At 41.5% G+C, this 25593-nt stretch carries 27 protein-coding genes; 20 read left to right on the forward strand and 7 right to left on the reverse strand.

Annotated elements, in window-relative coordinates; all coding sequences use genetic code 11:
* The first annotated feature begins 19 nt into the window (after positions 1 to 19).
* Entirely contained in the window at positions 20 to 1714 is a 1695-nt protein-coding gene (recN, locus tag A9176_RS04810) for a DNA repair protein RecN (protein ID WP_068850450.1), read from the forward strand.
* A gap of 28 nt (positions 1715 to 1742) precedes the next feature.
* Here the strand turns inward: recN and A9176_RS04815 are convergent, their stop codons facing one another.
* Entirely contained in the window at positions 1743 to 3050 is a 1308-nt protein-coding gene (locus A9176_RS04815) for an NCS2 family permease (RefSeq protein WP_029509077.1), read from the reverse strand.
* Positions 3051 to 3368: 318 nt separating this feature from the next.
* Here A9176_RS04815 and A9176_RS04820 point away from each other — a divergent pair, with 318 nt between their 5' ends.
* From A9176_RS04820 to A9176_RS04905, 16 genes are all read left to right on the forward strand, one after another.
* The gene (locus tag A9176_RS04820) at positions 3369 to 4052 is read left to right on the forward strand and encodes a 2,3-bisphosphoglycerate-dependent phosphoglycerate mutase (RefSeq protein WP_077282314.1); all 684 of its coding nucleotides are present in this window, start codon (positions 3369 to 3371) and stop codon (positions 4050 to 4052) included.
* Positions 4053 to 4076: 24 nt separating this feature from the next.
* Positions 4077 to 5153, forward strand: a complete 1077-nt coding sequence (pepA, locus tag A9176_RS04825; protein WP_077282316.1) for a glutamyl aminopeptidase — start codon at positions 4077 to 4079, stop codon at positions 5151 to 5153.
* A 6-nt stretch (positions 5154 to 5159) separates the two neighbouring features.
* Positions 5160 to 6344, forward strand: coding sequence for an FtsW/RodA/SpoVE family cell cycle protein (locus A9176_RS04830; RefSeq protein ID WP_077282318.1), 1185 nt, complete (start codon positions 5160 to 5162; stop codon positions 6342 to 6344).
* Complete coding sequence (locus A9176_RS04835; RefSeq protein ID WP_068850430.1) at positions 6341 to 6664, forward strand: YlbG family protein; 324 nt, start codon at positions 6341 to 6343, stop codon at positions 6662 to 6664. Before A9176_RS04830 ends, A9176_RS04835 begins: the two co-directional genes overlap by 4 nt.
* Before the next feature lies 1 nt (position 6665).
* Complete coding sequence (gene rsmD, locus A9176_RS04840; RefSeq protein ID WP_068850419.1) at positions 6666 to 7220, forward strand: 16S rRNA (guanine(966)-N(2))-methyltransferase RsmD; 555 nt, start codon at positions 6666 to 6668, stop codon at positions 7218 to 7220.
* A gap of 26 nt (positions 7221 to 7246) precedes the next feature.
* Complete coding sequence (coaD, locus tag A9176_RS04845) at positions 7247 to 7723, forward strand: pantetheine-phosphate adenylyltransferase (RefSeq protein ID WP_077282320.1); 477 nt, start codon at positions 7247 to 7249, stop codon at positions 7721 to 7723.
* Positions 7724 to 8815 carry a SepM family pheromone-processing serine protease gene (locus tag A9176_RS04850; RefSeq protein ID WP_077282322.1) on the forward strand — a complete coding sequence of 364 codons (1092 nt, stop codon included), beginning with the start codon at positions 7724 to 7726 and terminating at the stop codon, positions 8813 to 8815. It begins immediately after the preceding gene.
* Positions 8816 to 9447: 632 nt separating this feature from the next.
* The gene (gene abc-f, locus A9176_RS04865; protein ID WP_077282324.1) at positions 9448 to 10911 is read left to right on the forward strand and encodes a ribosomal protection-like ABC-F family protein; all 1464 of its coding nucleotides are present in this window, start codon (positions 9448 to 9450) and stop codon (positions 10909 to 10911) included.
* Between the two features lie 320 nt (positions 10912 to 11231).
* Entirely contained in the window at positions 11232 to 11474 is a 243-nt protein-coding gene (locus A9176_RS04870) for a transposase (protein WP_077282326.1), read from the forward strand.
* A 45-nt stretch (positions 11475 to 11519) separates the two neighbouring features.
* Positions 11520 to 12059: a DDE-type integrase/transposase/recombinase gene (locus A9176_RS04875; protein WP_198150918.1), complete on the forward strand. Its 540-nt coding sequence runs from the start codon at positions 11520 to 11522 to the stop codon at positions 12057 to 12059.
* A gap of 322 nt (positions 12060 to 12381) precedes the next feature.
* Positions 12382 to 14028 carry a peptide ABC transporter substrate-binding protein gene (locus A9176_RS04880; RefSeq protein WP_068850415.1) on the forward strand — a complete coding sequence of 549 codons (1647 nt, stop codon included), beginning with the start codon at positions 12382 to 12384 and terminating at the stop codon, positions 14026 to 14028.
* Positions 14018 to 14845, forward strand: coding sequence for a serine hydrolase (locus tag A9176_RS04885; protein WP_077282328.1), 828 nt, complete (start codon positions 14018 to 14020; stop codon positions 14843 to 14845). The genes A9176_RS04880 and A9176_RS04885 overlap by 11 nt, the downstream gene beginning before the upstream one ends.
* Complete coding sequence (locus A9176_RS04890; protein ID WP_077282330.1) at positions 14829 to 15479, forward strand: M15 family metallopeptidase; 651 nt, start codon at positions 14829 to 14831, stop codon at positions 15477 to 15479. Before A9176_RS04885 ends, A9176_RS04890 begins: the two co-directional genes overlap by 17 nt.
* A 19-nt stretch (positions 15480 to 15498) precedes the next feature.
* Entirely contained in the window at positions 15499 to 16929 is a 1431-nt protein-coding gene (locus tag A9176_RS04895) for a Sapep family Mn(2+)-dependent dipeptidase (RefSeq protein ID WP_077282332.1), read from the forward strand.
* Positions 16926 to 18026 carry a dipeptide epimerase gene (locus tag A9176_RS04900; RefSeq protein WP_077282333.1) on the forward strand — a complete coding sequence of 367 codons (1101 nt, stop codon included), beginning with the start codon at positions 16926 to 16928 and terminating at the stop codon, positions 18024 to 18026. The genes A9176_RS04895 and A9176_RS04900 overlap by 4 nt, the downstream gene beginning before the upstream one ends.
* Positions 18016 to 18819 carry a serine hydrolase gene (locus tag A9176_RS04905; protein WP_077282335.1) on the forward strand — a complete coding sequence of 268 codons (804 nt, stop codon included), beginning with the start codon at positions 18016 to 18018 and terminating at the stop codon, positions 18817 to 18819. The genes A9176_RS04900 and A9176_RS04905 overlap by 11 nt, the downstream gene beginning before the upstream one ends.
* A gap of 88 nt (positions 18820 to 18907) precedes the next feature.
* Here A9176_RS04905 and A9176_RS04910 read toward each other — a convergent pair whose 3' ends face one another.
* From A9176_RS04910 to pncB, 3 genes are read right to left on the reverse strand one after another with little or no spacing between them, the layout of a single operon-like run.
* Positions 18908 to 19597, reverse strand: a complete 690-nt coding sequence (locus tag A9176_RS04910; RefSeq protein WP_077282337.1) for a MucBP domain-containing protein — start codon at positions 19595 to 19597, stop codon at positions 18908 to 18910.
* A gap of 27 nt (positions 19598 to 19624) precedes the next feature.
* Entirely contained in the window at positions 19625 to 20449 is an 825-nt protein-coding gene (gene nadE, locus A9176_RS04915) for an ammonia-dependent NAD(+) synthetase (RefSeq protein WP_077282339.1), read from the reverse strand.
* 1 nt (position 20450) lies between these two features.
* On the reverse strand, positions 20451 to 21800 hold the full coding sequence (gene pncB, locus A9176_RS04920) for a nicotinate phosphoribosyltransferase (protein ID WP_077282341.1): 1350 nt from the start codon (positions 21798 to 21800) through the stop codon (positions 20451 to 20453).
* 97 nt (positions 21801 to 21897) lie between these two features.
* On the opposite strand from pncB, the gene tsaE reads away from it, so the two are divergent.
* Genes tsaE through A9176_RS04935 form a run of 3 tightly spaced genes read left to right on the forward strand, consistent with a single transcriptional unit; the run spans position 21898 to position 23382 of the window.
* Positions 21898 to 22347, forward strand: a complete 450-nt coding sequence (gene tsaE / locus A9176_RS04925; protein WP_010003477.1) for a tRNA (adenosine(37)-N6)-threonylcarbamoyltransferase complex ATPase subunit type 1 TsaE — start codon at positions 21898 to 21900, stop codon at positions 22345 to 22347.
* Positions 22344 to 22835 (forward strand): GNAT family N-acetyltransferase, encoded by a 492-nt coding sequence (locus A9176_RS04930; RefSeq protein WP_077282343.1) that lies wholly within the window; start codon positions 22344 to 22346, stop codon positions 22833 to 22835. Before tsaE ends, A9176_RS04930 begins: the two co-directional genes overlap by 4 nt.
* A 13-nt stretch (positions 22836 to 22848) precedes the next feature.
* Positions 22849 to 23382, forward strand: coding sequence for a 3'-5' exonuclease (locus A9176_RS04935; RefSeq protein WP_077282345.1), 534 nt, complete (start codon positions 22849 to 22851; stop codon positions 23380 to 23382).
* 28 nt (positions 23383 to 23410) lie between these two features.
* On the opposite strand, the gene A9176_RS04940 is transcribed toward A9176_RS04935, so the two are convergent.
* From A9176_RS04940 to A9176_RS08810, 3 genes are read right to left on the reverse strand one after another with little or no spacing between them, the layout of a single operon-like run.
* On the reverse strand, positions 23411 to 24229 hold the full coding sequence (locus A9176_RS04940; RefSeq protein WP_077282347.1) for an exodeoxyribonuclease III: 819 nt from the start codon (positions 24227 to 24229) through the stop codon (positions 23411 to 23413).
* An 18-nt stretch (positions 24230 to 24247) separates the two neighbouring features.
* Positions 24248 to 25072, reverse strand: coding sequence for an NAD(P)H-hydrate dehydratase (locus A9176_RS04945; RefSeq protein ID WP_077282349.1), 825 nt, complete (start codon positions 25070 to 25072; stop codon positions 24248 to 24250).
* A 53-nt stretch (positions 25073 to 25125) separates the two neighbouring features.
* Complete coding sequence (locus tag A9176_RS08810; protein ID WP_010005620.1) at positions 25126 to 25296, reverse strand: hypothetical protein; 171 nt, start codon at positions 25294 to 25296, stop codon at positions 25126 to 25128.
* Positions 25297 to 25593 lie beyond the last annotated feature (297 nt).

Below are 25593 nucleotides of genomic sequence, written 5' to 3' on the forward strand. Positions count from 1 at the left end.
CCTTGGCACGGTGATCGCAATGCTAGAAAATTTGATTATTGAAAACTTTGCCATTATTGAAAAAGTTGATTTGCAATTTGAAGCCGGTATGAGTGTGCTCACGGGTGAGACTGGCGCCGGTAAATCCATCATTATTGATGCGCTATTAATGCTCACAGGTGGTCGTGCCAGTTCGGAAATGATTCGTCATGGTAGTCCAAAAGCTGTGCTACAAGCCGTTTTTCGCTTACCAGAAAACGACAAGTTGTTAGCACATCTTGCCGAAATCGGGGTACCAATCGAGGATGGGGAACTAATTATTTACCGTGAGTTGAATGCCAACGGGCGCAGTTTAATTCGATTAAACGGCGTGGTTGTTAATTTGAAAACGTTGGCTCGTGTCGGGCAGTATTTGGTCGATATCCAAGGGCAAAATGATACCCAACAGTTGCTGAATGTGGATGAACATCTCATTTTGCTAGATGGTTTTGGTGGGGAAAAGTTACAGGCCACTAAAACGGCTTATCAACAGGTTTTTCAAGAATTTCGCGCCATTACCCAACGATTACGTAAGATTCAAACATCGCAGCAAGATATGACGCAACGGTTAGATTTACTTCAGTTTCAGCAACAAGAATTAGCTGAAGCTGATCTTCAGCCTAACGAAGAAGAGTTTTTGCTCGATGCGCGTGGGAAACTGTTAAATCATAAAAAGATTGCGGATCGTTTGCAAAATGCCCAGTTGGCTTTGAATGGCGAACAAGGTGGTGCCGTAGACATGCTGGCACAAGCCATGCATGAATTACAGGAAATTGCGGAATTCGATGCGACTTATGCCGAATTAGCGACAACGATTGCCGATAGTTATTATACGGCGCAAGAAGTTGGCCGTGATGTGGATGAACAAATCGGCGCGTTAACTTATGACGAATCGGAATTGTTACGCATTGAAGACCGCTTGCAGCTGATTCACACTTTGGAGCGAAAATACGGCCCAACAGTCGCTGATGTCTTGCAATTTAAAGCTAAAATTGATCAAGAATTAGCAGCATTGGACCACGATGAGTTTGATATTGAACAATTGCAAGTGAAACAAAACGAATTGCGTCAAGTGGTCCGCAAGCAAGCGGTTAAATTGCGTGAGGTACGACAAGAAGTGGCACGGCACTTAGAGCAAGCTGTCAATCAACAATTAAGTGAATTGTTGATGTCAGGCGCTGAATTTGCAGTGCGCTTTGAACCAATTACTGGTTACATTTCTTCGGGCGCAGACAAAGTTGAATTTTATGTCCAAACCAACGTCGGGGAAGGCCTAGCACCATTAGCTAAAATTGCGTCAGGCGGTGAAGCGGCACGTTTGATGCTCGCGTTAAAAACAACTTTTGCCAAGCAACAACACATTGTCTCCATTGTGTTTGATGAGGCAGATACAGGGGTTTCTGGTCGCGTGGCGCAAGCCATTGCGCGTAAGATGCTCACGATTGCTGCTGATTCACAAGTTTTGGCCATTACGCATTTACCACAAGTTGCCGCTGCGGCAACCCATCATTTTCTGATTGCAAAAACAACTGAAAATGACCGTACGGTGACGCAAGTAACTGCCTTAGATGAGGCTGGTCGTGAAGGGGCCATTGCCATGATGTTGTCTGGTGAAGATATTACAACTACTGCATTAGCCAATGCACGAGAATTACGCCAACAAGCACCAAAAATTAAACACAAAAAAAACAACTGACAGCATATGTCAGTTGTTTTTTTTGTGTTTAATGCGCGACAATCGCTAAGAAGATGACGAATAGAATAGCGAGACCATACATCAAAGCGTGTACTTGCTTACCACGACCTGTTGCAAGCATTGTAATTGGGTACAAGATGAAGCCCAACGCAATCCCATCTGAGATTGAGTAAGTCAGTGGCATACCAATCACAACCAAGAAGGCTGGTGCCGCAACGGCAAGGTCATCCCATTCGATTTGACGAAGGCTCTTGGCCATCAAGACACCGACCACAATCAAAGCTGGTGCTGTGACTTGTGATGTTACCACTGTCAACAATGGTGAGAAGAACAAAGCAAGCAAGAAGAACAAGCCAGTAAAGACGCTCGTCAAACCTGAACGACCACCAACCGCGATACCAGATGATGATTCAACATAAGCTGATGTTGGTGATGTTCCAACAACCGCACCGACAGTCATACCAACAGCGTCAGCCATCAAGGCACGACCCGCACGTGGCATTTCATTGTTTTTCATGAAACCAGCTTGTGTAGCCAAGCCAATCATAGTACCAGCTGTATCAAAGAATGTGACCAACAAGAACGTAATCACAACTGTGATCAATTGAATTGAGTTGATGTCACCAAGATGTGTGATACTTTGACCAAAAGTTGGGGCCAATGATGGTACAGGTGATACTAAGGAAGAAGGCAACTTGATGAGACCAAAGATAATCCCAACAATTGATGTCAACACCATTCCGACGAAAATAGCCGCTGGCATTCGCATTGACAAAAGGACAAATGTGACAATAATGCCAAAGATGGCTAACAATGATGTTGGCGATGTGAGGTGACCAAGGGATACCATGGTATCCTTGCTAGCCACAATCAAGCCTGCATCGTGAAGGCCAATAAAGGCAATGAACAAACCAATACCTGCGGCAATGGCTAATTTCATGTTTTGTGGAATCAAGTTGATAATCTTTTCGCGGACCTTAAAGAATGTCAAGACCAAGAAAATTAAGGCGGCTACTAAGACACCAGCCATGGCTGTTTGCCACTTAACGCCCATACCAATGACAACAGAATAAGAGAAGAAGGCATTCACCCCAAGACCAGGAGCGATAGCAATTGGGTAAAGGGCGACAATACCCATGAATAATGTAGCAATAGCGGCAGAAACGGCTGTCGCTGTGAAAACTGCGCCCTTATCCATGCCAGCTGCGCCAAGAACAGAAGGGTTAACAAACAGAATGTAGGCCATTGACACGAATGTCGTGAGACCAGCGATGAATTCAGTACGAACTGATGTGTTCAGCTCATCGAGCTTAAAATACTTTGCAATCGTAGACATGATTGCCTCCCAAAAAAATAGTGTAACGTTAAACGTTCTACTTAAGTTTAACAACATAAAATCCGAATTTAAACTAAAAATACGGAAAAAATGGACAAAAAGACGATTATTTGACGAATAGAAAGCATGAAAGCGTTTTATAAACGAATGAGGTTTCGCTAATGTTCGTGTTTTTTCTGTGAGGCGGCTGAGCCAACTCATGTGCAGGATGATAGGGGCGTAACCGAACATTAGCCCCCAGATTGCCGTTAGATGGTTGCCAATTAACGGGTTAAATAATGCTATAATAGAAGCATCATTAATTTAAGGAAGTTCAGCATGGTAGCGCAGCTCGTGTTGGTTCGACATGGCGAATCAACGGCAAATCGTGATAATGAATTTACAGGGTGGACAGATGTCCCCTTAACATCTAAAGGGCAACAACAGGCGCGCCAAGTTGGCCAAATTTTAGCCCAATATCAGTTACAATTTGATGATGTGCATACGTCTTATTTGCAACGCGCCATTGTTACAGGAAATATCATTTTAGATGAGATGAACCAAGCATGGGTGCCGATGCATAAAACTTGGCGCTTAAATGAGCGTCATTATGGGGCGTTACGCGGGTTAAATAAAGATGCCGCACGCCAAAAATACGGCGTAGAGGCAGTGGCTTTATGGCGTCGCAGTTATACGGCAGTCCCACCCTTACTGGCAGAAACAAAACCCACGCATCGTTATCCGCTAGGGATTGAACCACGTGGTGAAAGTCTGGCAATGGCGAGTGACCGGTTATTACCTTATTGGCATCAGGTCGTGGCACCCGCTTTGCGTGCCGGGCGACATCAATTGATTGTCGCGCATGGGAGTACGCTACGGGCATTAATTAAATACCTCGAACAAATCAGTGATGAGGCGATTGATGGTTTGGAGATTGCCAATGGCGATCCCATCTTTTATCAAGTTGATGCCCAGTTACATTACGGACAACGGCAATATCTCACGTATAAGCCTGCACGTTAAACCACACAATAAAGGAGTCACACTTTGGAAACGACAACATGGACACGCATTAAAAAATATACGGAATTACAAGGAACTTCTGGACAAGAACATCGCGTTCGGCAAGCTTTTCGGGCAGATTTGACACCATTGGTTGATACGGTACAACAAGATGGGTTAGGCGGTGTGTTCGGGGTGAAACAACATGCCGATCACACGGCACCACGGGTGATGTTTGCGGCCCATATGGATGAAGTCGGATTTATTGTCACGGCTATTTTACCTAGTGGCGCCTTTAAAGTCGCAGCGGTGGGTGGTTGGAACCCAGCAGTCATCTCTTCTCAGCGCTTTAGTCTATTTACAAAAGACCATATGTATCCGGTTGTGTCAAGTTCAGTGAGTCCTCACTTACTGCGGGGTAGTGGGCAAGCACCACAGTTACCAACTGTTGATGATATGTTGTTTGATGCTGGTTTTGTGGATGATCAGGAAGCAATGGCTTATGGGGTACGACCTGGCGACTTTATTGTGCCAGAAGTGACCACCGTCTTGACGGCCAATCAGCAACGGGTGATGTCAAAAGCTTGGGACAACCGTTTTGGGTTAGTCACGTTATTAGGGGCGTTAGAAGACCTACAAGACGTCACAACGCCGAACACGTTGATTATGGGGGCTAATGTACAGGAAGAAGTTGGCTTGCGTGGGGCGCATGGCGCAGTTAATCTCATGCAACCAGATATTTTCTTTGCCGTGGATTCCAGTGCTGCTGATGATACAAGTGGTGGGGTTGGCCATCAAGGTCACTTGGATCAAGGGACGCTGTTGCGTGTCTTTGATCCGACCGTGGTCGTGCCATTACGCTTGAAAGAATTCTTATTGTCAACGGCTGAAGATAATCATATTCCTTATCAATACTTCGTTTCCAAGGGAGGAACGGATGCGGCCGCTGCGCAAAGTGAACTGACGGGGGTACCGTCAGTGGCATTAGGCGTAGCATCACGCTATATCCATACCCACCAAACAGTTTGGTCGATTGCTGACTTTGAAGCCACCCAAGCTTTTGTGGTGGCGATTGCCAAGGCACTTGACGAAACGACGCTCAAAACAATTATGGGTGATTAAAGTTGCATGTTTAAAAAGTTACAGAAATTAGATTATTGGATTGCGGTGCCGTATGCCATCTTAAGTATGTTAGGCGTGGTCATGGTTTTTTCAGCAACGCAAGGCACGACAACGGCATTAAGCAATTTCATTAAGCAGGCAATCTTTGTGGTTGTCGGCTTATTTGGTGCTTTTTCACTGTATCATTTTAATTTAAAAATCCTGCAGCGACGAAAATTTTTAAGACAGCTGTTGCTGGCAATTATCGCGGCATTAATTGTAGCGAAGTTCTTCATGCCAGCCGTTAACGGTGCGCATGGGTGGATTAATTTAGGTATTGTAACACTACAACCAGCCGAATTTTTAAAGCTAGCGTTGATTTTGTATTTTGCCGCATTTTTTGCCCGTGAACCTTGGGAAAGACATGTGCCATTACGCGAACAAGCTGTTGCCCGTTTTGATGTTTGGGGGTTACCAGCTTTGAGTTTGCTGCTTGTCTTTATCATGCCAGATAATGGTAATGCCTTGATCATTTTGCTGATTTTGCTGGCCATTTTCTTGGCGTCAGGGGTCTCACGTAAGGTGATTGCGTTGGTCGCAGCATTTGGTGGCTTGTTGTTTGGTTTTTTACAAACCATCGTGCGTCTTGCTGACCATTACTTTAATTTGAGTGGTGGCCAACATTACGCCTTGGCGCGTTTTACCAGTTTTGCGAACCCATGGGATCCGGGTGCTGCTGATGCGAGTCGGCAGTTACTGTACGGTTATTATGCAATTGCCCATGGCGGCGTCTTTGGTGTTGGGCTTGGGAATTCATTGATTAAGCCTTATTTGCCGGAATCTAATACAGATTTTATTATGGCTGTGATGACGGAAGAGTTAGGGGCTGTGACCACTGCCATCGTGTTGATTTTGATGCTGATTCTCGTTGCGCGTATGGTCATTTTAGGCATTCGGCAGCGTAGTCAATATTATCGCTTGTTACTCTTTGGCATTGCCACGCTACTCTTTATTCAAATGCTGGTTAATCTTGGTGGTGTGATTGGCGTTTTGCCGATTACCGGGGTGGTCTTTCCGTTTATTTCGGGTGGTGGTTCGTCGTATATTGTGTTCAGTGCCGCGATTGGGTTGACGTTAAATATCGCTGCCACGCAACAACGCTCGGTAAGCATTCATCCAGCTGATACACTAGCTAGAAAGGATTACAAATGACATTTGAAATACAACCACGACGTGCGCTATATGTTTATTTAAAAAATAAGCGACACGTGCCGCAGCTTAAGAAATTTGGCAAAATTACTTATGTGTCGCGGCGAATGGGTTATGTGATGCTGTACGTCAACGATGAAGACATTGCGGCACAAATTGATAAAATTAAGCAATATAAATTTGTCCGCGACGTCCTTAGCTCACCAAGACCTGATATTGATCCGGACTTGGGCGATGTTCATGATGATATTTTCTTTGAAAACTATGATGAGGAGAACGGGAGTTCATCACAAGCGGTGATGATGCAACCAGTAGATAACTAGTATGCGAGTAGTAGCAGGACGTTTTCGTGGGACACGCTTAGAAGCGGTGGCCGGTGATAAAACGCGGCCCACAACGGATAAAGTCAAAGAGGCGATGTTTAGCATGTTGATGCCATTTTTATCGGGTGGCAATGTGCTCGATTTATATGCTGGAACTGGTGGTTTGGGCATTGAAGCAGTGTCGCGGGGGATGACCCATGCCACATTGGTTGATCGCCAATTTCAAGCGATTAAAGTTATTCAAAGCAACGTTGATAAAACGCATGATGCCGCAGCATTTAGCATCTTAAAAATGCCAGCGCAACAGGCGCTACAGAATTTTGTTGCTGCACAGCAGACGTTTGATTTGGTTTTTTTAGATCCACCTTATGCTAAGGAAACAATTGCTGCAGATATGCAATTTATGGCACAAAATGGCTTGTTAGCAGACGGGGCAGTTATTTTGGCAGAGAGTAATGATGCGGCTAACTTACCAGAAGCAAGTACACAATTTAACATTGTACGACAAAAACAATATGGGATTACTGTTGTGACCATTTATCAATTCGATAAATAAGGGCACAACGATAAGGGGGAACCACGATGAGTATTGCATTATTTCCAGGCAGCTTTGACCCATTAACAAACGGGCATCTTGATATTATTCAACGTGCCAGTCAAATTTTTGACCACGTTGTGGTTGGGGTTGGGCATAATACGAGTAAGCAGGCTTTGTTTACACCGGAAGAAAAAGTTGATTTAATTTCAACTGTTGTTGCTGATTTGCCCAACGTTGACGTGGCCATTATGCATGGCCTAACTGTCCAATTTATGTCTGAAATTGGGGCAAAGTTTATTGTCCGTGGCTTGCGGAATAGTAAAGACTTTGAATATGAACGGGATATTGCCGGCGTTAACAGTGCGTTAGCCGATGTTGAAACCATTTTACTTTTAGCAAAACCAGAGAATCAAAACATTTCAAGTTCAATGGTCAAAGAAATTGGTAGCATGGGGGCGGACAATATGGCCAAATTTGTGCCAAAAGTGGTCGTTGATGCGTTGAAAGAACGGTTAAACTAAATGCGAAAAAAAAGTAAAATCATTGCCGCGATTGCGGCAATTTTCCTATTCATTGGCATTGGCGTTTTATTTTGGCCGCTAAATGGCTATATTGAGAGTCCAGGTGAAGCTGATGATTTGGCGAAGTTTGTTAAAATCGGTGGCAAAAATGATACGGCCAAAGGGCGTTATAACATTACCTCGGTTTATCTGTCTAAAGCCAATGTTCTCGGCTATTTGCAAACCAAAATCAATCCGCAATTATCTTATGCGTCTGCAGAAGAAGTTACTGGTGGTGAAAGTTCGGCTGTCTTTGCTAAAGTACAGAATTTTTATATGCAAAGTGCCATTGCCAATGCCGAACAAGTTGCCTTTAAAAAAGCGCAACGGCCTATTACCACTACTTATCGGGGAATTTATGTGTTGAGTGTGAATGATAATTCACATTTCAAACATAGTATTCAGGTTGGGGATACCATCACGGCAGTTGATGACCACCATTATGACAATTCCGATGGGTTTATTAAATATTTGGCTGATAAAAAACCAGGGGTCAAAGTAACCATCGACTATCTTCGGGATGGGAAACCTGGCCAAACAACTGGTAAAACCATTAAATTACCAAGTACTCGTTCGCCAGAATATCCGAATGGGCGTTCTGGCATTGGGATTGTGCTAACCGATAACGTTGCCGTTACGACAGATCCCAAAGTTGAAGTTGATCCAGGTCAAATTGGTGGGCCATCAGGTGGACTAATGTTCACTCTGCAAATTTATGATCAACTGACCGGCAATCATTTGGCCAAGGGGCGTAACATTTCTGGCACTGGTACGATGAATGTGAACGGTTATGTTGGTGAAATTGGGGGTATTGATAAAAAGGTCATTGCGGCCAAAGAAGCCGGCTCAACCATCTTCTTTGCCCCATATGTCGCACCAACTAAAGAACTATTAAAGTACGAAGAACAACATAAAACGAATTACCAATTGGCACGTGATACGGCGAAAAAATACGCGCCAACGGTCAAGGTTATTCCGGTCCAAACATTTGACGATGCAGTCAATTATCTGGCAACCGGAAAAATAATTAAAACAACGGATAAGCCACAGTAAAAAACAACGACGGTGTCGTTTGACCTGAACCTTAAATCGTGATGATGTCGCTCACGTGTCATCCTTTCTTAAACTAACGCATAAAGGCGTTGGGTTCAAGGTAGATTATCTATTGTATTTTGCCAGAGTGGGTTGGTGATAATATCTAATTTTAGCGTTAATTTTTAAGCAGTCAATGCTCACGCATTGACTGCTTTTTTTGATCATGTGGGTGTTGATGATAGTGTTAGCAATCGTATGAATAGTGTGATTGATGACATACAGGGGCAATATCGGTTACTAAGGATTACGAACAAAGCAATATTTTTTGCGCAGTTGGAAAATATTCACGATCAAACCGTGCGATATATTAGACACTATATTGAGCTTGAATTTGTTGGTCGTTGTACTGATTGAGGATTTGATGAGTTTAAGACTTTGTTAAGATTGACGTTAGATAATAGTATCTATCGTATGCAAGGTGCTAAATAAAAGGCTTTTATGGTATTTTTATTATAATTAAGTTGTAAAAATAAAAGAAATAGAGGTAAGGAAAATGACTATTCTAACAGTTAATGAGATTAAAGAACGTGTTCAGCCAATTTTGGCTAAGTTTGGTTTAAATGAAATTTATTTATTTAGGAGGTCTGTAGATGACAACCATTGAAATAAAACACTTAACCTTTGGCTTTGATATACAGGAAAATCCTTTATTTGATGATATTAATTTGAATATATCTTCTCAATGGAAATTAGCACTAATTGGCAGAAATGGCAGAGGAAAAACAACATTATTAAATTTATTGTCAGAAAAATACAGATATCAAGGTGAAATTAACACGTCACTAAAATTTAACTACTTCCCACAAAAAATTTCCAATAAACAGCAATTAACTTATACAATACTACAAGATTTATTGGAATCAGAATATTGGAAAATTGAACGTGAATTAAAGCTTCTCAATATATCTGATGAAAAACTTTGGATTCCTTTTTCTGAACTTTCTGGGGGAGAACAAACAAAAATTTTATTAGCCCTTTTATTTGTGGACGAACAATCTTTTCCCCTAATTGACGAACCCACAAACCACCTAGATAATTATTCGAGACAGCAAGTCGCACATTATTTAAAAGAAAAAAAACAAGGATTTATACTGGTTAGCCATGATCGCAATTTTATCAACAGTGTAGTTGATCATGTTTTATCAATCGAAAAAAAAGACATTTTATTATATCAAGGAAATTTTGCAACCTATGATGATCAAAAAAAGAAAAATGATGATTTTGAACAATATCAGAACAACAAATTAAAAAAAGAAATCAAACGTCTTAAAGATGTTTCTACCACAGTTGCGGATTGGTCACAAAAAAGAGAAAATGAAACACATGATGCATCATCTCGTAGAATTGCAAAAAAACAATCTAAAAGAGCAAAGGCTATTTATAAACGATCAGAATCAAAAATAAAGGACAAAGAAAGTTTACTGAAAAATATTGAATTGATAGATACACTGTCATTAGCATTTACCCCAACAGATAAAAATCTCTTAATAAAGGCTGAAGATTTTTATCTGTCTTTTGAACGACCAATTTTCAATCCTATTAATTTTGAACTTTACAAAGGTGAAATAATGTCCATTGAAGGGAATAATGGCTCAGGGAAAACCTCGCTCATTAATTACATACTAGGCCGTTTTTCCGGAACTAGTACCGGAAATTATTATAGTCACTCTGATATTACTATAAGCTATCTAGGCCAAAATTTTGAAGATAATCGTGGCACCTTAAAAGAGTTTGCTCATAATAAAGGCATATCCTATGAATTATTATTAAACAATCTGTTTAAATTAGGAATGGAACGTAACGTTTTTTTAAATCGCATCGAAAATATGAGTGTGGGACAAAAGAAGCGAATTGCATTAGCAAAATCACTACTAACTCCGGCAGAATTGTTCATTTGGGACGAACCCTTAAATTATTTAGACATCTTTAATCAACAGCAGATCGAAGAAGTGATTAGTCAAGTAAAGCCAACCATGATAGTTGTGGAACATGACAAAGAATTTATTAACAAAATTTCCAAAAAAAATATCACATTGAAAGGGATTAACTTTTAATGTGATATTTTTCTATATTTAATTATTCCGACATAAAAATAGCAACCACATATCAAATAGTTAGACTTTGGAAGTATACTTCATAGATATTGAAATCAAATAAACAAGACTAACAATCGTAAGTAATATTTAGGCATTACACAAGCCGAGGATTTAAATTGGAGTGGATTGGAGTTATAGTTTCCGCTATTTTATTTTCTATTTTACATATATCTAATAATGACATAACTTCTCACCTAGTTTATTTGCTCTTATACTAAAAAAATGGACTATTTTTATTCAGTCCGTAATCCGTAAAATGAAAGTATAGGCGTATTTTTATGTCGAGTCGTTTTTCACAAGATTTTAAAGATTCACTGGTTAAACTTCACCAAGAAGGCCGTTCACTTAAATCGTTAGCAGAAGAATTTGGACCCTCAAAAGATTCTATTGCTATTTGGGTTAAACAAGCTACCCCAATCATGATCAAGGGTCAGTCAAAGACTTTAAAAGACGTCAAGCAACTAGAGAAACGCCTCGCTATTTTGGAGGAAGAAAACGAAATTTTATCACGCATAGCCTGACAGGCATTGAGCGGCCATCTTACTAGCCAAAAAATAGTCCGTAATGTGGGATTGCCGCTAGTTAATCAATTTTTAGCACAAGGCTACGCGCTTGTGCGTATTTTAAGTGCACTTAAAATCAAACCTAGTACCTATTACAACTGGCGCCATTGGCAGCCCAGTCGACAAGAAAAGCGTAGAGAATCCCTAAAACCTTATATTTTAGACGTTTGGAAAACCTTTAAATTTTATGGCTATCGTCGTATTGCTGCTTATAGTCAACTAAACAATGACTGTCCAAAAATATCTGAATATATGACACTCAAATTAATGCGTGAATTAGGGATTAGATCACGCATGCAAAAACGTTATCGCAAGCCAAAAACTGTGGTGACGGTTGATCAAAAGCCCAATCTGATTAGACATTTGCATGATTTAAGCGGTGTTTGGCAAACAGATATCACTTATATTCAGTTGACTAATCATAGATGGGTCTATTTAGCGACGGTTTTGGATTCTGAGAAGAGAAAAGTATTAGGTTATAAAATTGGCGATGCAATGACAGCCGAGTTAGCCACAAGTGCCGAAGTTAATATCAAATGTTAAAATTATGATTTGAAACATTCATATTTACTCAAAGGACATCCATACGATAATGGTCGTATGGCGGCGTTTCATTCAATATTGAAGCGTGAAGAGGTTTATTTGAAGACATACAAAACATTAACTGAAGTCCACTAATCGCTGACGATTACTTTTCAGAAAATAGTTGTAATATAGATGTTTTTCAAAAATGTTTAAAAAAACCGTATGCTATTATATTGAGTATCAAATTAAAAGGTTATATTAAAATGATAGATTGCTAATTAAAAAAGATTTATTTCAATAACGCTTTGATGAGAGAATAACAGAGAGATGAGAAATATATATGGTAAAACGGAATACAATCATTTTTGGCACCATCGGCGCTATCGCGGTCATTGTGGTAGGAACGCGGGTTGCCGGTATATGGGGGACCAGTGGTAGTTCAAGCGATGCAACGATTAAAACCTATATTAGTACTGATCTAACAACGCAGGATTTGTCAAAAATGACCGATACTTATGCGTTTGAAATTGCCGGGAACACACAAGAGGGATTGTTAAGTAAAAGTGCAAGTGGTAAACCGGTTGCAGGGCTTGCAAAAAGCTGGACAACATCAAAAGATGGTTTGACATGGACATTTCATCTGCGAAAAAATTTGAAATGGTCAAATGGGACAAAGCTGACGGCTCAGGATTTTGTTTATGCTTGGCGTCGGACGGTTAATCCTAAAACAGCTTCACAGTACGCTTATATTTATTCTGGTATTAAAAATGCAGATGCGATCAGTGCCGGAACAGATAAAGATGTCAATTCGCTGGGAATTGTTGCAAAGAACGCTTCAACAGTTGTTGTGACACTAGATTCGCCACAACCTCAATTTGCTAGCCTCATGTCATTTCCTAGTTTTTACCCACAAAATGAGGCGTTTAATACGAAAGCAGGCAAGAAACTTGGTACTAAATCAAGTGAACAAATTTATTCTGGACCATACAAATTTGTTGGATGGAATGGTACAAACACGTCGTTTAAATTAATTCCGAATAAAAATTATTACAACGCCAAAAGTGTCAAAAACGCTGGTGTGGATTATAGTGTTATCAAAAATCCTGCAATAGCTGTTCAAGAATACAAACGTGGTAGTTTAGATTTGGCCGTTTTGGGTACGACTGAACTACAAACGGCCAACAGCAAGCGTAAAGATTACAAGGCTATTCCATTGGCAGCGACATCATATTTTGTGTACAATCAAACGGGTAAAGTTAAAGGGTTGAACAATCAGAAAATTCGTCAAGCATTGAACCTAGCAACAAATCGTTCCGAAATCTTGAGTTCAATTTATAACAGTGTTGGTAAAGTACCAACAGGTATGACACCTGCTGGACTGTCAAAAACGGCTAGCGGAAAGGATTTCGCATCAACAGCTAAACAGGATTACAGCTACGATCGTGAAAAAGCTAAGCAGTTATTTGCAGAAGGTATGAAAGAGGAAGGATTAACCAAACTAAATCTGACGTTAGAAATGACTGCTGATGTACCACAAACTAAGCTTGTCGGAGACTTTATGAATGATTCATGGCAGAAATTACCTGGTTTAACAATTTCAGAAAAATTTGTGCCATTCAAGCAAAGATTAAATGATCAAACTAACCAAAACTTCGATATTATCTATGTTAATTGGTATGGTGATTACGCTGAACCGACAACCTTCTTGAATTTATTCACAACTTCTTCACCAAATAATGATGGAAAATGGTCAAATGCCAGTTATGATGCCACTATCAAAAAGGCGTTATCGACGGATGCCCAAAAGGGAAGTGCTCGTGATCAAGATGAACAATTAGGTGAGAAGATTTTGTTCCAGGACTCAGCTGTTAATCCAGTAATTTGGGGTCAACAAGTTCAATTATCTAATCCAAAAGTGTCAGGTATTCAATACTTCACAACGGGTGCCGGCACAATTTATAAGAACGCTGTCAAACATGATAAGTGAATCAATTAATACTACAGCTCAAGCCTATGTTGTGTTTTCAGTCACTGATGATAAAGTCATTTCCAGTAAAAATGACAATCTAAAATGGCCAACGGCCTCTCTAGCAAAACTAATTATTATTTATCAAACGATGTCAGCGCTCCAACAGGGTAAGCTCGATTATCATTCAGTTCTACCAGTCACAGAAAATGTTGCTACAGTAGGTTCTAACCCTGATTTGGCAGATATTCCAATGACTGTACCACAGGGTTATAAGGTCATTGATTTACTCAACATGATCTTGCTGATATCTGAAAATCAGCCGGCGCTTCAATTGATGCTGACCTTATTTGGTTCCTTGTCAAATTGGCGTCATCAAACACAATTACTATTGGCGGCGATGAAAATTGATGGCGATATTAGTAATCCAACTGGTCTAGATGATGAGGATCTTGCTGGATTTTTCATTAGTCAGCATGTTAGCGACAAAAGAGTCACAAAAATGTCTGCCAATGCGTTGTTATTATTGACAAAGAAGCTTATCTTGCAATTTCCTGATATTTTATCATTAGCGCAAAAAGCGGAAATGGTAATTGAAAATAAAATTTGGTTAAATCGAAATCCAAAAATTGCTAATCCTTCACCTGATATGACTTGGATAGGGTTGAAAACCGGCTTTACTGATCGTGCGAAACAGAACTTGATTGCGGTTATCACACATCAGCATAAACGATATATTGTGGTGCTTTTAGGCTTTGATGGGGCTAATCATTTGGCCAAGTTTGATGAAGCTGAAAGGCTCATAAGAGAGGCAACAACGAATGAATTTTCCAAATAGTGGTGTTTTAGACAATCCAAATTTGATTATTGTTAATCAGCAACATCCTATTCAAAAAGAACTCAAATTTGAAAGGTTTTTAATTGGGAAAGAAACGATTAATACTAGTATTATAAATAGCTTATCTAGGTTGTTTTACGAGGCCGAGAAAAATGGATTTCGTTTTACATTAGTCTCTGGTTATCGTTCGATTGCGTATCAAAAGAACCTATTTGATCAATCTGTCCAGCGCCACCGCGATGCTGGTTATTCACTGGAACAGGCGCAAAACATGACTTTATCTTATTCACAAATGCCTGGTTCAAGTGAACATCATACTGGTTTAGCTGTTGACATAATAGACACAGCATTTTTAAATGACAGACAGGATTTGTATGATGATGTTGATCAGCTTATTTCACAACAATGGCTGATAAATCACGCTGTTGATTATGGTTTCATTTTGCGATACCCCAAGACAAAAGTAAACTGGACGGGTATTAATTATGAGCCGTGGCACTTTAGATTTGTTGGTCAAGAAAATGCCATTTATATGACAAAAAATGGGTTGTCGTTGGAGGAGTACATCGAAGACTTAACAACTAATTCAAAATCGCATTTGTGGTTTCGGACTCAGTATAATGATCAGCGATGAAATAAAGTAGAGGTTTAAGATGAGCGAATCTTCTTGGCAAAAAATGGTGCCAAATTATTACGAGCAGTGGCTAAAAGATCTCAAAACGTTAGTTAAAATTCCCTCAGTGAAAAGCACTCAAACAAGTGACAAAAGTCATCCGTATGGTGTTGCAGTCAAACAGGCATTGGATCAAATGCTGAGTTTTGCTGCACGTGATGGTTTGCGCTTTGGATGTGTTGCGGATCGTGTTGGGTATATTGAATATGGTCCAGAAGCAGCGTCAGAAACCGTCGGTATTCTTGTTCATGTCGATGTTGTTCCGGTGGGCGATGGATGGACTTCATTTCCATTTGAACCAGAACAACAGGGACATTTTCTGACTGGTCGTGGTGTTGATGATATGAAGGCCTCGACAATGCTGAGTTACTACGCCATCAAACTGATTGCTGATCAAAACCTTGCCGTTAAAAATAAAATACGATTAATCATTGGCACCGATGAAGAAAATGATTGGTCAGATATGCCTTATTATTTTCAAACAGAGGGGGTGCCTGACATAGGTTTTTCCCCTGATGGTGAGTTTGTTGTTGAAAATGCTGAAGCAGGTATTGCCAATTTTATGGTGGCATTTTCAGATACTACGCAGGGTCAAGATAATGCAACCTTATTAAAATTTGACGCCGGAGTTGCTGGCAACGTCGTACCCGGCTTGGCTGTTGCTACAATAACTGGAATTGATGAGCCTATTGTAACCAAAAAAATTGACTATTTTTTGAAGCAAAATGCTGATGTTGGCCTAAAAGCTACTGTCAAAACGCTAAGTAATGGCCTTGAAATTAAAATGATAGGGAAACAAGCGCATGGCTCCACACCTGATGTTGGTTTAAATGCGGGGACGTATTTGGCTAATTTTCTGACGCAATTTGACTTTACTGGTGAAGCCGCTGCTTTTTTACAAATTTTAGGTTGTACAGCACATTTAGATTATTTCGGCAAAAAAATGGGTTTGGCCTTTAATCAAGCTGAAATGGGACCTTTGGTCGTGAATTATGGCTTACAGAAATTTGCTACTGGCGGGGATGGTTACTTTAGTATCAATATCAGATATCCAATTGGTATTACTGAAAAACAAATGCTTACCATTATTCAACAAAGTGTCAAAGCCTTGCATAGTAGCGTGACAGTCAAAAAGGATGGATTATTACCACATTTAACACCCAAAAACGATGCTGTGATTGAAACATTGTTGGCAAGTTATGAAACAGTGATGGGTCAACCGACGATGTTACATTATTCAACTGGTGCGTCTTACGGTCGATTAATTAAGCGTGGGGCTGCTTTTGGTACACGATTTGCGTGGCAAACAACAACGGCGCATCAAGCAAATGAAAAATATGATTTAGAAAATTATCCAAAAGCAATGGCTATTTTAGTGGAAAGTATCTACCGATTGGGAAATATAAAATGATTATTGTTAGTGACATTAAATTAAAAAAATACACTGTTAAGCTAAAACGGCCATTTGTAACTAATTTGCATCGGCAGGATAATGCTGAAGGTATCGTGATTGCTGTGTCAGCGAAAACGGCGGCCGGCATTATTTTTACAGGTTATGGTGAAGCGGTGCCATCACTGAAAGTAACTGGTGATACTTTGACGAGTATTGTGGCTGTCATCAATGACATTGTAAAACCAGCCATTGTTAATCAAACTTTTCAAACACCGGCAGAAGTTGATGAATTTGTTCATGGTCTAATTGTGTTTAATTCTGCAGCACGTCTGGCAGTCAGTGAAGCCATCTATGACATTTTTGCTCGTATTGCAGACTTACCGATTGCTGAGTATTTAGGTGGCACGAGTCAACCGGTAGTGACCGATTATACACTAAGTATTAGTCAAAAAAATCAGATGTTACAAGACGCTGATGATATTGTCAGCCGAGGTTTCTCAGCTTTAAAAATTAAGGTTGGCGGCGATACCATTGTGAATGAAATTGATAAAATTGCACAATTAAATCATCGATATAAAAAAATACATTTTCGAATTGATGCGAATCAGGCTTGGACAGTTGCACAAACAATGCAATTTATTGAAATGGCACTTACCAAAGAATTGCCAATTGATTTTATTGAACAGCCATTGAAAGTCGGCCTTGACAACCAGCTTAAAGCGCTGGTTGTCAAGTCTAAGATACCTATCATGCTGGATGAAAGTGTCTTTAATCATCACCAAGCGTTTCAATATATGCATGAAACAGCTGTCCGCTTAATTAATGTTAAATTGGAAAAATCAGGCAGTATTACTGAGGCGCAAAAGATATTTCAAACTGTTAATGATTTTAACGGACAAGCTATGATTGGTTGTATGATTGAATCAAAAATTGGTATTGCATTTGCGGTCGCTTTAGCTAACACAAATAAAACTGTCAAATACGTTGACTTAGATGCACCTTTTATGTTTAACCATGACCTTGTTCCTGATGGCTTGCGCTTTAATCAAACGCAATTGATACCTTCAAATCAGCCAGGATTGGGTATTACGCAGAGGAGTTTTGATGACATTTAAGATACAAAAAATTGCGCAATTGCTGTCGGATTTTGAAGGTCAGACTGCAATTGTTTTGTCACTTGATGGCAGTGTTTTGTTGTCGTTACGGCCAAATTTATCTTTTCCATCTGCTAGTTTAATAAAGTTACTGATTTCAGATTATATTATGACTGAAAAGCCAGAAGCTTTAGCTAACAAAGTATCGCTAATCAATTCAGATTTTGGGTTGGCTGAGGATGATGTTTGGTGGACGAAACGAAAGCTAACGCATTTTGGAGCAGGCATTTTAGACGTTTTGTCGGGCAATAATCAGACTATCACGGTGGCGCAATTGCAAACGCTAATGTTGACGATTTCTGATAATTGGGCCGCAAATGCGTTGATACGTTACTTTGGTATGGTAGAAATCAATCATTTTGCAAGCTCACGTTATACAAACACTCACTTGCGTCGCCCATTCATGGCACAAACCAAGCTAGATAATGAAACAACAGCCTCTGACAGTTTATCAATGTTAAAAAATGTTCTGGAACATTCGGCTACCAACTATTTATTGACGCGTCAGCAATCGCAATATAAGTTGCCCGGGACGTTTATTGAAAACACCTCAGCGCCATTTCAAGAATTAACCATTTTCAATAAGACTGGTGAAGGTGCAACAGTTGATCATGATGCTATGAGTATCGTATTTGATAATCACCAATTAGATGTTGTGCTGTTAACAAAAACAAGCGCCAGTCACAGATTTCAGCGACTGGCGTTGTTTAACAATATAAGTCATGTTTTGTGGGACGAAATGATTTTGTTTTAGAAAAAATAGTAAAACCCCATAGGTTGGATTTACTCCAACTTGTGGGGTTCAGTTCATACAAAGATTAATGTCTCGCGTAGTGAGGTTGTTATAATTTATTAATATACAAACTGTTAATCCAACCGTGATGAGCCAGTTCGTACCAGATAATGCCGTTGTCGTGGTGTTGTTCATTAATGATGGCGACAAAGTCGCCATCAGCGACACTGCCGATTGGTAAACCATAGGGCTCGGCAAAAACTTCAGTCGCTTGATTTGGCAAGAAATTGACAATGGCATTGGGTTGGTCGTTAGCCACGGCATGGGCCTGAATGTAATGAATATTTTCGGCATTTGGTGCTGTGTCTGAAAGCACCATGAGATGCGCTTCGTACCGTAGCCAAGCATGATCGCCAATTTGGTACCAGAATTGGCCATTGGCCGTGATGACACGGAGTGGTGTTGCCCAAAAACTGCCAACCGGAATATTGGTGCTCACAGCTGCCTGATCGTCAGGTGCTTCATAGGCCAACATATCAGCTTGCACGGCAATATACATGGTGATACGGTGGGCATCCCGCCAATTGCTTGGTCGGAAATAGAGATGTAGTGACTGAGGTAAATTACCAAAAATACTGTTGAGATCACCAGAGGCATCAACATAGGTGTAATTGGTAATTTCAGGGATCGTCACGCTATAAGGCTCACCAACGCCACCATCTAAGCGCGTTGGGGGCATGAGTGTTGCTTGGGTAGCAATGTCTTCGTAATAAACCCAAACGGGCGATTCATTTGTCATTATTTAACCCTCCTTGTTGTACGGCGTTTAGTAGAACCACGTGTCATAAATTGTGACGGGTTCGTGGCGTTTATGCGCACTAGCCAAATATAAGGCTTCAATTTTTTCGGCAAGTGTAGTAGGAACGGTTTGGCCTTCAAGATAGTCATCGATAACGTCATAAGAAACGCCGAGTGCGACTTCATCTGGTAACTGTGGGCGATCATCTTCCAAATCAGCCGTTGGTACTTTTTCATAGAGTGCCGCTGGTGCCGCTAATGCTTGTAACATCGCGCGACCTTGGCGCTTATTCAAACGCCAAAGGGGATTGATGTCGGTGCCACCATCACCGTACTTAGTAAAGAAACCAGCAAAAGCTTCAGCCGCATGATCCGTCCCAATCACCACGCCCTGATATTCGCGGGCAACTGCATATTGGGCAATCATCCGCATCTTAGGCTTGATTGACCCACGACTCAGGTCATCAACTACCAAACCACTGTCACGAAGTGCCAAAGTCATGGCATCAGTTGCTGCTTTAATATTGGTTGTGATCACGCGATCAGCATCGATAAAGGCTAAAGCTGCTAAAGCATCTGGCTCATCTAATTGCTGACCATAAGGTTGTCTAATTGCAATGAGTTGGTAGGTTTGACCGGTTTCCGTAGTCAGTTCTTGTGTTGCCAGACGCGCGAGTTTACCAGCAAGGGTTGAATCTTGGCCACCGGAGACGGCAATCACATAGCTCGCATATTGTGGATTTTGTAACAAATAATTTTTTAAAAAATCCACAGAACGTCGCACTTCAAGTGCGGGGTCAATGGTTGGTTGAACGTGTAAATCGGCAATGATTTTGGCTTGTAAGGGACGCATATTACTTCTCCTGAAGATTGTGCTGGACCGCATGAATGGCGGCGTTTTTGGCTGCAGCAAGTGCTGGGGATAGGGTAACCGGATAGGTTGCTGGTTGGTCTAACCGCTTGAACTGTGGGTCGATTGCTGCCAGACGCTGCTTGGCGTAGGCTTGACTATCAGCCAAACTTGGTAGCGTATAAACACGCTGACCAGCAACAAAAATATCTTGGAGCAGTGGGGTGCCGTCATGTGCTTCGTCCGCAAAAGTTAAGACATCACCAGTACGCGTCCGCCAAATTTGCTTTTTACCAGGCGTAGAAATTTTATCGCGATCATCAGAGAGCTTAATCGTATTTTGACCAGCAATATTGACCATTTTGTAAACCGCGCCTAATGCGGGTTGGTCATAAGCGGTGATCAGTTTCGTCCCCACACCCCAAACATCGATTTGTGCCCCACGAGCTTTTAATGCAGTAATGGTGTACTCATCTAAATCATTAGAAGCATATATTTTGGCTGATGAGAAACCAGCGGCATCTAGCTGTTGGCGAATAGCTTGAGATAGGGTTACCATGTCGCCAGAATCAATGCGGACGCCCTGGAAGTTAATCCGGTCGCCAAATTCTTTAGCCACCTTAATGGCATTTGGCACACCAGAGTTGAGGGTGTCAAAAGTGTCAACGAGGAAGACGATATCGTGATGGGTGTTAGCATACGCTTTAAAGGCCGTATAGTCATCTTGATAGGCTTGTACTAACGCATGGGCATGGGTACCAGCGACTGGTAGATCAAATAATTTCCCTGCGCGTACATTGGAAGTGGCGTTAAAGCCACCGATAAACGCTGCTCGGGTACCCCAAAGGGCCGCATCAAGTTCTTGGGCGCGTCGTGTGCCAAATTCCATCAGCGGGTCTTGCCCAGCGGCTGTTCGAACACGAGCTGCTTTGGTGGCAATTAACGTTTGAAAGTTAATCATGTTGAGGAGGGCAGTTTCGAGTAATTGCGCATCGACCAAGGGCCCTTCAACTTGCAGTAACGGTTCTTGAGCAAACATCACTTCACCTTCATGTGGTGCTCGAATTGTAGCCGTTAAGCGCCAATCAGCTAGATAAGTTAGGAAGTCTTCTGGATAAAGTGACAAATGACGCAAATAATCAATATCGCTAGTGGTAAAGGTCAGGTTTTCCAGATAATTAACGGCATGTGCCAAACCAGCAAAGAGCACGTAGCCGTTATTAAACGGCCGGTTTCTAAAATAAGCTTCAAAAACGACGGGCTGTTGCGCAATGCCCGCTTGCCAATAGGTATAAATCATGTTGATCTGATACAGATCGGTATGTAGAGTCAGTGAATCGTCTGGATAAATCATGGTGATTTCCTTTAAAATTATTAAACCCATTATAGCAAAAAAACAGGGGCCTTATCGTAGAAAAAATATCTCGTAAAAGCCGTGATATAATAGAAACATGACAGAAATTTTGACAAACAATTCAAACGAAACCCAACAGTTTGCAGCACGTTTAGCCAAGCTCGCTTATCCTGGTTTAGTGATTACCTTGCAAGGTGATTTAGGGGCCGGTAAGACCACCTTTACGCAAGGATTTGCGCGTGAACTTGGCGTGCGCGCACGCGTGAAAAGCCCCACTTTTAATATTATGAATACCTATGCGGCCCGCGACTTTCCAATTTATCATTTTGATGCTTATCGCTTAGAAGAGACAGGAGCGCAAGATCAAGGTTTTGAAGATTATGTCGGCACGGATGGGGTAACCCTGATTGAGTGGCCGCAATTCATGGCTGATTTACTCCCAAATGATCGGCTTGTCCTTAACTTTTTGCGTGGTGATGACGATGATGTGCGGACAATTCAAGTTCACGGTTTAGGCACAGCGGAAAAGATTGAGGCACAACTATGACATTTGATTTGACTCAACCGATTGCCTTTGAGCTAGCTGAGGCTAGCTTAGAACGTGCGGCTGAATGGCAGGCCCTCATTCACCAGTTGATGACGGAAACGGATACGTTTTTGGTGACGAGTGTCCGTGATGGGAATGTGATCCCCGAAGTCAGTGACGGGCCGGCCATTACGTTGTTACTCATTGCTGAACAAGGGGCGCTGAATTTACCGGTGGGTATTGGCTCGATTGAAAACGGTGAAGTCGGCATGGCGATTTTGGCACAATTTCACGGGGCTGGTTTAGGCCAAAGTCTTTTAACAGCCTTACTTGATTGGGCTGAACACGTTGGCTTAGATCAGGTCTGGTTAGATGTGCAACAAGATAATTACCCCGCCCAACATATTTATCAAAAGTTTGGTTTTCAAGCCGTTGATGAACCAGTCGCTATCGTGTTACCCAATGGGCGGGCCACGCAATTGCAACGTATGGTCAAGGACTTGGTTTAAATAGGAGGACACGATGAATTTTGTTGCAATGGATTTTGAAACAGCGAATCATGAAAAACACTCTGCCGTATCGATGGCTCTGGCCGTTGTTCGGCAAAACGAGGTAGTGGATGAGTTTTATAGTTTGATTCAACCAGAAACTTACTTTAGTGCACGCAACACCGCTATTCATGGTATTCGTGAACAAGATGTTGCGCAGGCGCCAAAGTTTCCAGAAATTTGGGCGCAGGTGGCGCCACTATTTACCGAAGACAAACTTGTTGTGGCCCATAACGCGCCGTTTGACCATGGGGTGTTGCAGGGAACATTGGCGTATTACGGGATTGAAGCACCGGACTATATGTTGTTAGACACTGTGCGTAGCAGTCGGCAACTTTTTCCGCACTTCCGTAACCATAAGCTCAACACGGTGGCTGAAAATCTGGGGATTACGTTAGATCATCATCACAATGCGCTGGATGATGCTGTCGCAGCCGCGCAAATTTTAATTTATCAAGACCAACATTTTGGGACAGCTAGTCTCAAACCTTTTGTTAAAAATAAATGACCTCACCAAGCCGGTGAGGTCATTTTGATTAGAAAGCCATTTTTAATGAGATAGGGGCGTGATCTTGACGCAGACCCGTGTCAATCACGGCTGTTTCTGTCACTTTATCTGCAATGCGATCACTGACGAGGTAGTAATCGATCCGCCAACCAGAATTATTAATTTTACTGGTTTTACTAATTTGGGCCCACCAAGTATAAATACCAGGGGTATCTGGATTTTGGGCACGCATGGTATCAGTGAAACCAGCAGACAAGAGCGCAGTGAACTTTTCACGTTCTTGATCGGTAAAGCCAGCAGACTTATGATTCGTTTTGGGATTTTTCAAATCAATTTCTTGATGCGCGACGTTCATATCGCCACTAAAAATCACAGGTTTTTGGGCATCTAGTGATGAGATGTAGGCGCGATAAGCATCGTCCCAAGCACCACGATCAGCGAGGCGCGCTAAGGCAGAACCAGAATTTGGCGTGTAAACGGTTGAGACAAAAAAGTCCTCAAATTCCAAGGTGATAATCCGACCCTCAAGATCCATCTCACCTGGCGCCCCAATGGTTGGATAAGTCACAGCAAGTGGTGTCAAACGTGTCAGAATCATGGTGCCTGAATAGCCAGAGCGCGCGTCACTGGCGTTGACATAAATTTGATAGTCGGGAAAAAGTTCAGCTAACACTGTGGCCTGCTTTTTAGTGAGACCAGTGGCTTTGAGTTTTGTTTCCTGAATGGCAAAAACGTCAGGTTGTTGGGCGGCAATATTTTGCAGCACGTCCCAAGTCATTTCACCACGGGCTGATTTGTGCTCGATGGCAGCATTAATTGAATCAATATTCCAAGAGATAAAGTGCATGATGGGTTCCTTTGTGGCTTAATTAGCGTATTTTTTCATGAAACGAGGCAGTGCGTCACTAATTGCTGTGGGTCGTGTAATATAGTGCGTTTCTGCGAGTTCATCAGCAATGGCGGAGTGAGTGTACACGGCGGCTAAGACGGCACCAGCGAGCGATACTGCAAAAAATTGGGCCGCAAAGCCAGCAATAATACCAGCTAGGGTATCACCCATCCCACCCACAGCTTGATGTGGCCCACCGATGGTAAGTTCGTAAATATCTGTCGGTGTATAGATTTGCGTATGGAACTGTTTAAGCACCAGAATAGGCCGCACATTGAATTTTCCACAAGCTAGCACGTTAAAAGCTTCAAAGGCTTGTTGTAGAATCGAAACACCACTGAGACGTTGCCATTCCATTTGGTGTGGGGTGATGACGAGTTGTGAATTTGGCCAAGGTAAGTGGTGTTGGGCGACCAGGGTCAAAGCAGAACCGTCAACGATTAAGATGTGTTTTGGATAGATGGCGGCAAATGTAGCTTGCAAAATATCGAAACGATCACCTAAACCAGAACCAATTAAGATCACGTCGTGTTGCTGAATTAAGGCCGTTAAGTCTGCATTGAAATCAACGACCATTGCTTCAGGTAGTTGGCTATGAATGGCTGTGAAATTAACCGGATCGGTGGCAACGGTGACCAAACCAGCCCCAGCATTAACTGCGCCCAACGCATTCATAATCACGGCGCCCCCATATTGCACGGTACCACCAATGATGAGTACACGCCCAAAGCTTCCTTTATAAGTGTGTGGTGGTCGCTTGGTAATGACTTGTGTTAAAATTTTTTCCGTAAGTGACTTCACAATCAAATCCTCATTGTTTTAATTTTGTCAGTTAAAAACAGATGAAGGTTGTCTTAGCGGGTTAAATCTTTGCGATTTTCCCATAACGTCATGACAGCTAACAGCACTAAGCCGAAATTAGCCGTGAGGATCGCGAGGGTATCTTCTTTCAAAATCCAACTGACAAGTGATACGAACATTAAAATAATCGCAAAGATGGTTGTGTATAAAATTGATTTCTTCATAATTTCTCCCTGATCAGACGCGTTGTTGGATTTTCAATGCTGTTCGTTAAACTAAAACAACCATGAATGAACCGACTAATCGTGTGTTAGGCCAACAAAATCGACGCGTTGGCCTAATCATACTGCCTTCATTTTAAATGATTTAACAGCCATTTACAAACGCGGTATCAGGGACGACAATTATTGGCGCAATAAATATTTATTAAAAAACAATGACGCTTCTATGCAGAAACTATCAATAATTTGCTATAATCATTGACAATAGTATAATAAGGTATATCATACTGAAAGGTTTTT

Origin of the sequence: Leuconostoc garlicum (genome assembly GCF_001998805.1) — a bacterium.
GTDB lineage: Bacteria > Bacillota > Bacilli > Lactobacillales > Lactobacillaceae > Leuconostoc > Leuconostoc lactis.

Coding starts and splice junctions, on each gene's coding strand:
- recN (WP_068850450.1), top strand. CDS start 20: ATGCTAGAAAATTTGATTATTGAAAACTTTGCCATTATTGAAAAAGTT.
- abc-f (WP_077282324.1), top strand. CDS start 9,448: ATGACAACCATTGAAATAAAACACTTAACCTTTGGCTTTGATATACAG.
- A9176_RS04830 (WP_077282318.1), top strand. CDS start 5,160: ATGTTTAAAAAGTTACAGAAATTAGATTATTGGATTGCGGTGCCGTAT.
- nadE (WP_077282339.1), bottom strand. CDS start 20,449: ATGCGTCCCTTACAAGCCAAAATCATTGCCGATTTACACGTTCAACCA.
- A9176_RS04905 (WP_077282335.1), top strand. CDS start 18,016: ATGACATTTAAGATACAAAAAATTGCGCAATTGCTGTCGGATTTTGAA.
- A9176_RS04835 (WP_068850430.1), top strand. CDS start 6,341: ATGACATTTGAAATACAACCACGACGTGCGCTATATGTTTATTTAAAA.
- A9176_RS04900 (WP_077282333.1), top strand. CDS start 16,926: ATGATTATTGTTAGTGACATTAAATTAAAAAAATACACTGTTAAGCTA.
- A9176_RS04820 (WP_077282314.1), top strand. CDS start 3,369: ATGGTAGCGCAGCTCGTGTTGGTTCGACATGGCGAATCAACGGCAAAT.
- rsmD (WP_068850419.1), top strand. CDS start 6,666: ATGCGAGTAGTAGCAGGACGTTTTCGTGGGACACGCTTAGAAGCGGTG.
- A9176_RS04880 (WP_068850415.1), top strand. CDS start 12,382: ATGGTAAAACGGAATACAATCATTTTTGGCACCATCGGCGCTATCGCG.
- tsaE (WP_010003477.1), top strand. CDS start 21,898: ATGACAGAAATTTTGACAAACAATTCAAACGAAACCCAACAGTTTGCA.
- pncB (WP_077282341.1), bottom strand. CDS start 21,800: ATGATTTATCCAGACGATTCACTGACTCTACATACCGATCTGTATCAG.
- A9176_RS04815 (WP_029509077.1), bottom strand. CDS start 3,050: ATGTCTACGATTGCAAAGTATTTTAAGCTCGATGAGCTGAACACATCA.
- coaD (WP_077282320.1), top strand. CDS start 7,247: ATGAGTATTGCATTATTTCCAGGCAGCTTTGACCCATTAACAAACGGG.
- A9176_RS04940 (WP_077282347.1), bottom strand. CDS start 24,229: ATGCACTTTATCTCTTGGAATATTGATTCAATTAATGCTGCCATCGAG.
- A9176_RS04930 (WP_077282343.1), top strand. CDS start 22,344: ATGACATTTGATTTGACTCAACCGATTGCCTTTGAGCTAGCTGAGGCT.
- A9176_RS04935 (WP_077282345.1), top strand. CDS start 22,849: ATGAATTTTGTTGCAATGGATTTTGAAACAGCGAATCATGAAAAACAC.
- A9176_RS08810 (WP_010005620.1), bottom strand. CDS start 25,296: ATGAAGAAATCAATTTTATACACAACCATCTTTGCGATTATTTTAATG.
- A9176_RS04895 (WP_077282332.1), top strand. CDS start 15,499: ATGAGCGAATCTTCTTGGCAAAAAATGGTGCCAAATTATTACGAGCAG.
- A9176_RS04870 (WP_077282326.1), top strand. CDS start 11,232: ATGTCGAGTCGTTTTTCACAAGATTTTAAAGATTCACTGGTTAAACTT.
- A9176_RS04890 (WP_077282330.1), top strand. CDS start 14,829: ATGAATTTTCCAAATAGTGGTGTTTTAGACAATCCAAATTTGATTATT.
- A9176_RS04850 (WP_077282322.1), top strand. CDS start 7,724: ATGCGAAAAAAAAGTAAAATCATTGCCGCGATTGCGGCAATTTTCCTA.
- A9176_RS04910 (WP_077282337.1), bottom strand. CDS start 19,597: ATGACAAATGAATCGCCCGTTTGGGTTTATTACGAAGACATTGCTACC.
- A9176_RS04885 (WP_077282328.1), top strand. CDS start 14,018: ATGATAAGTGAATCAATTAATACTACAGCTCAAGCCTATGTTGTGTTT.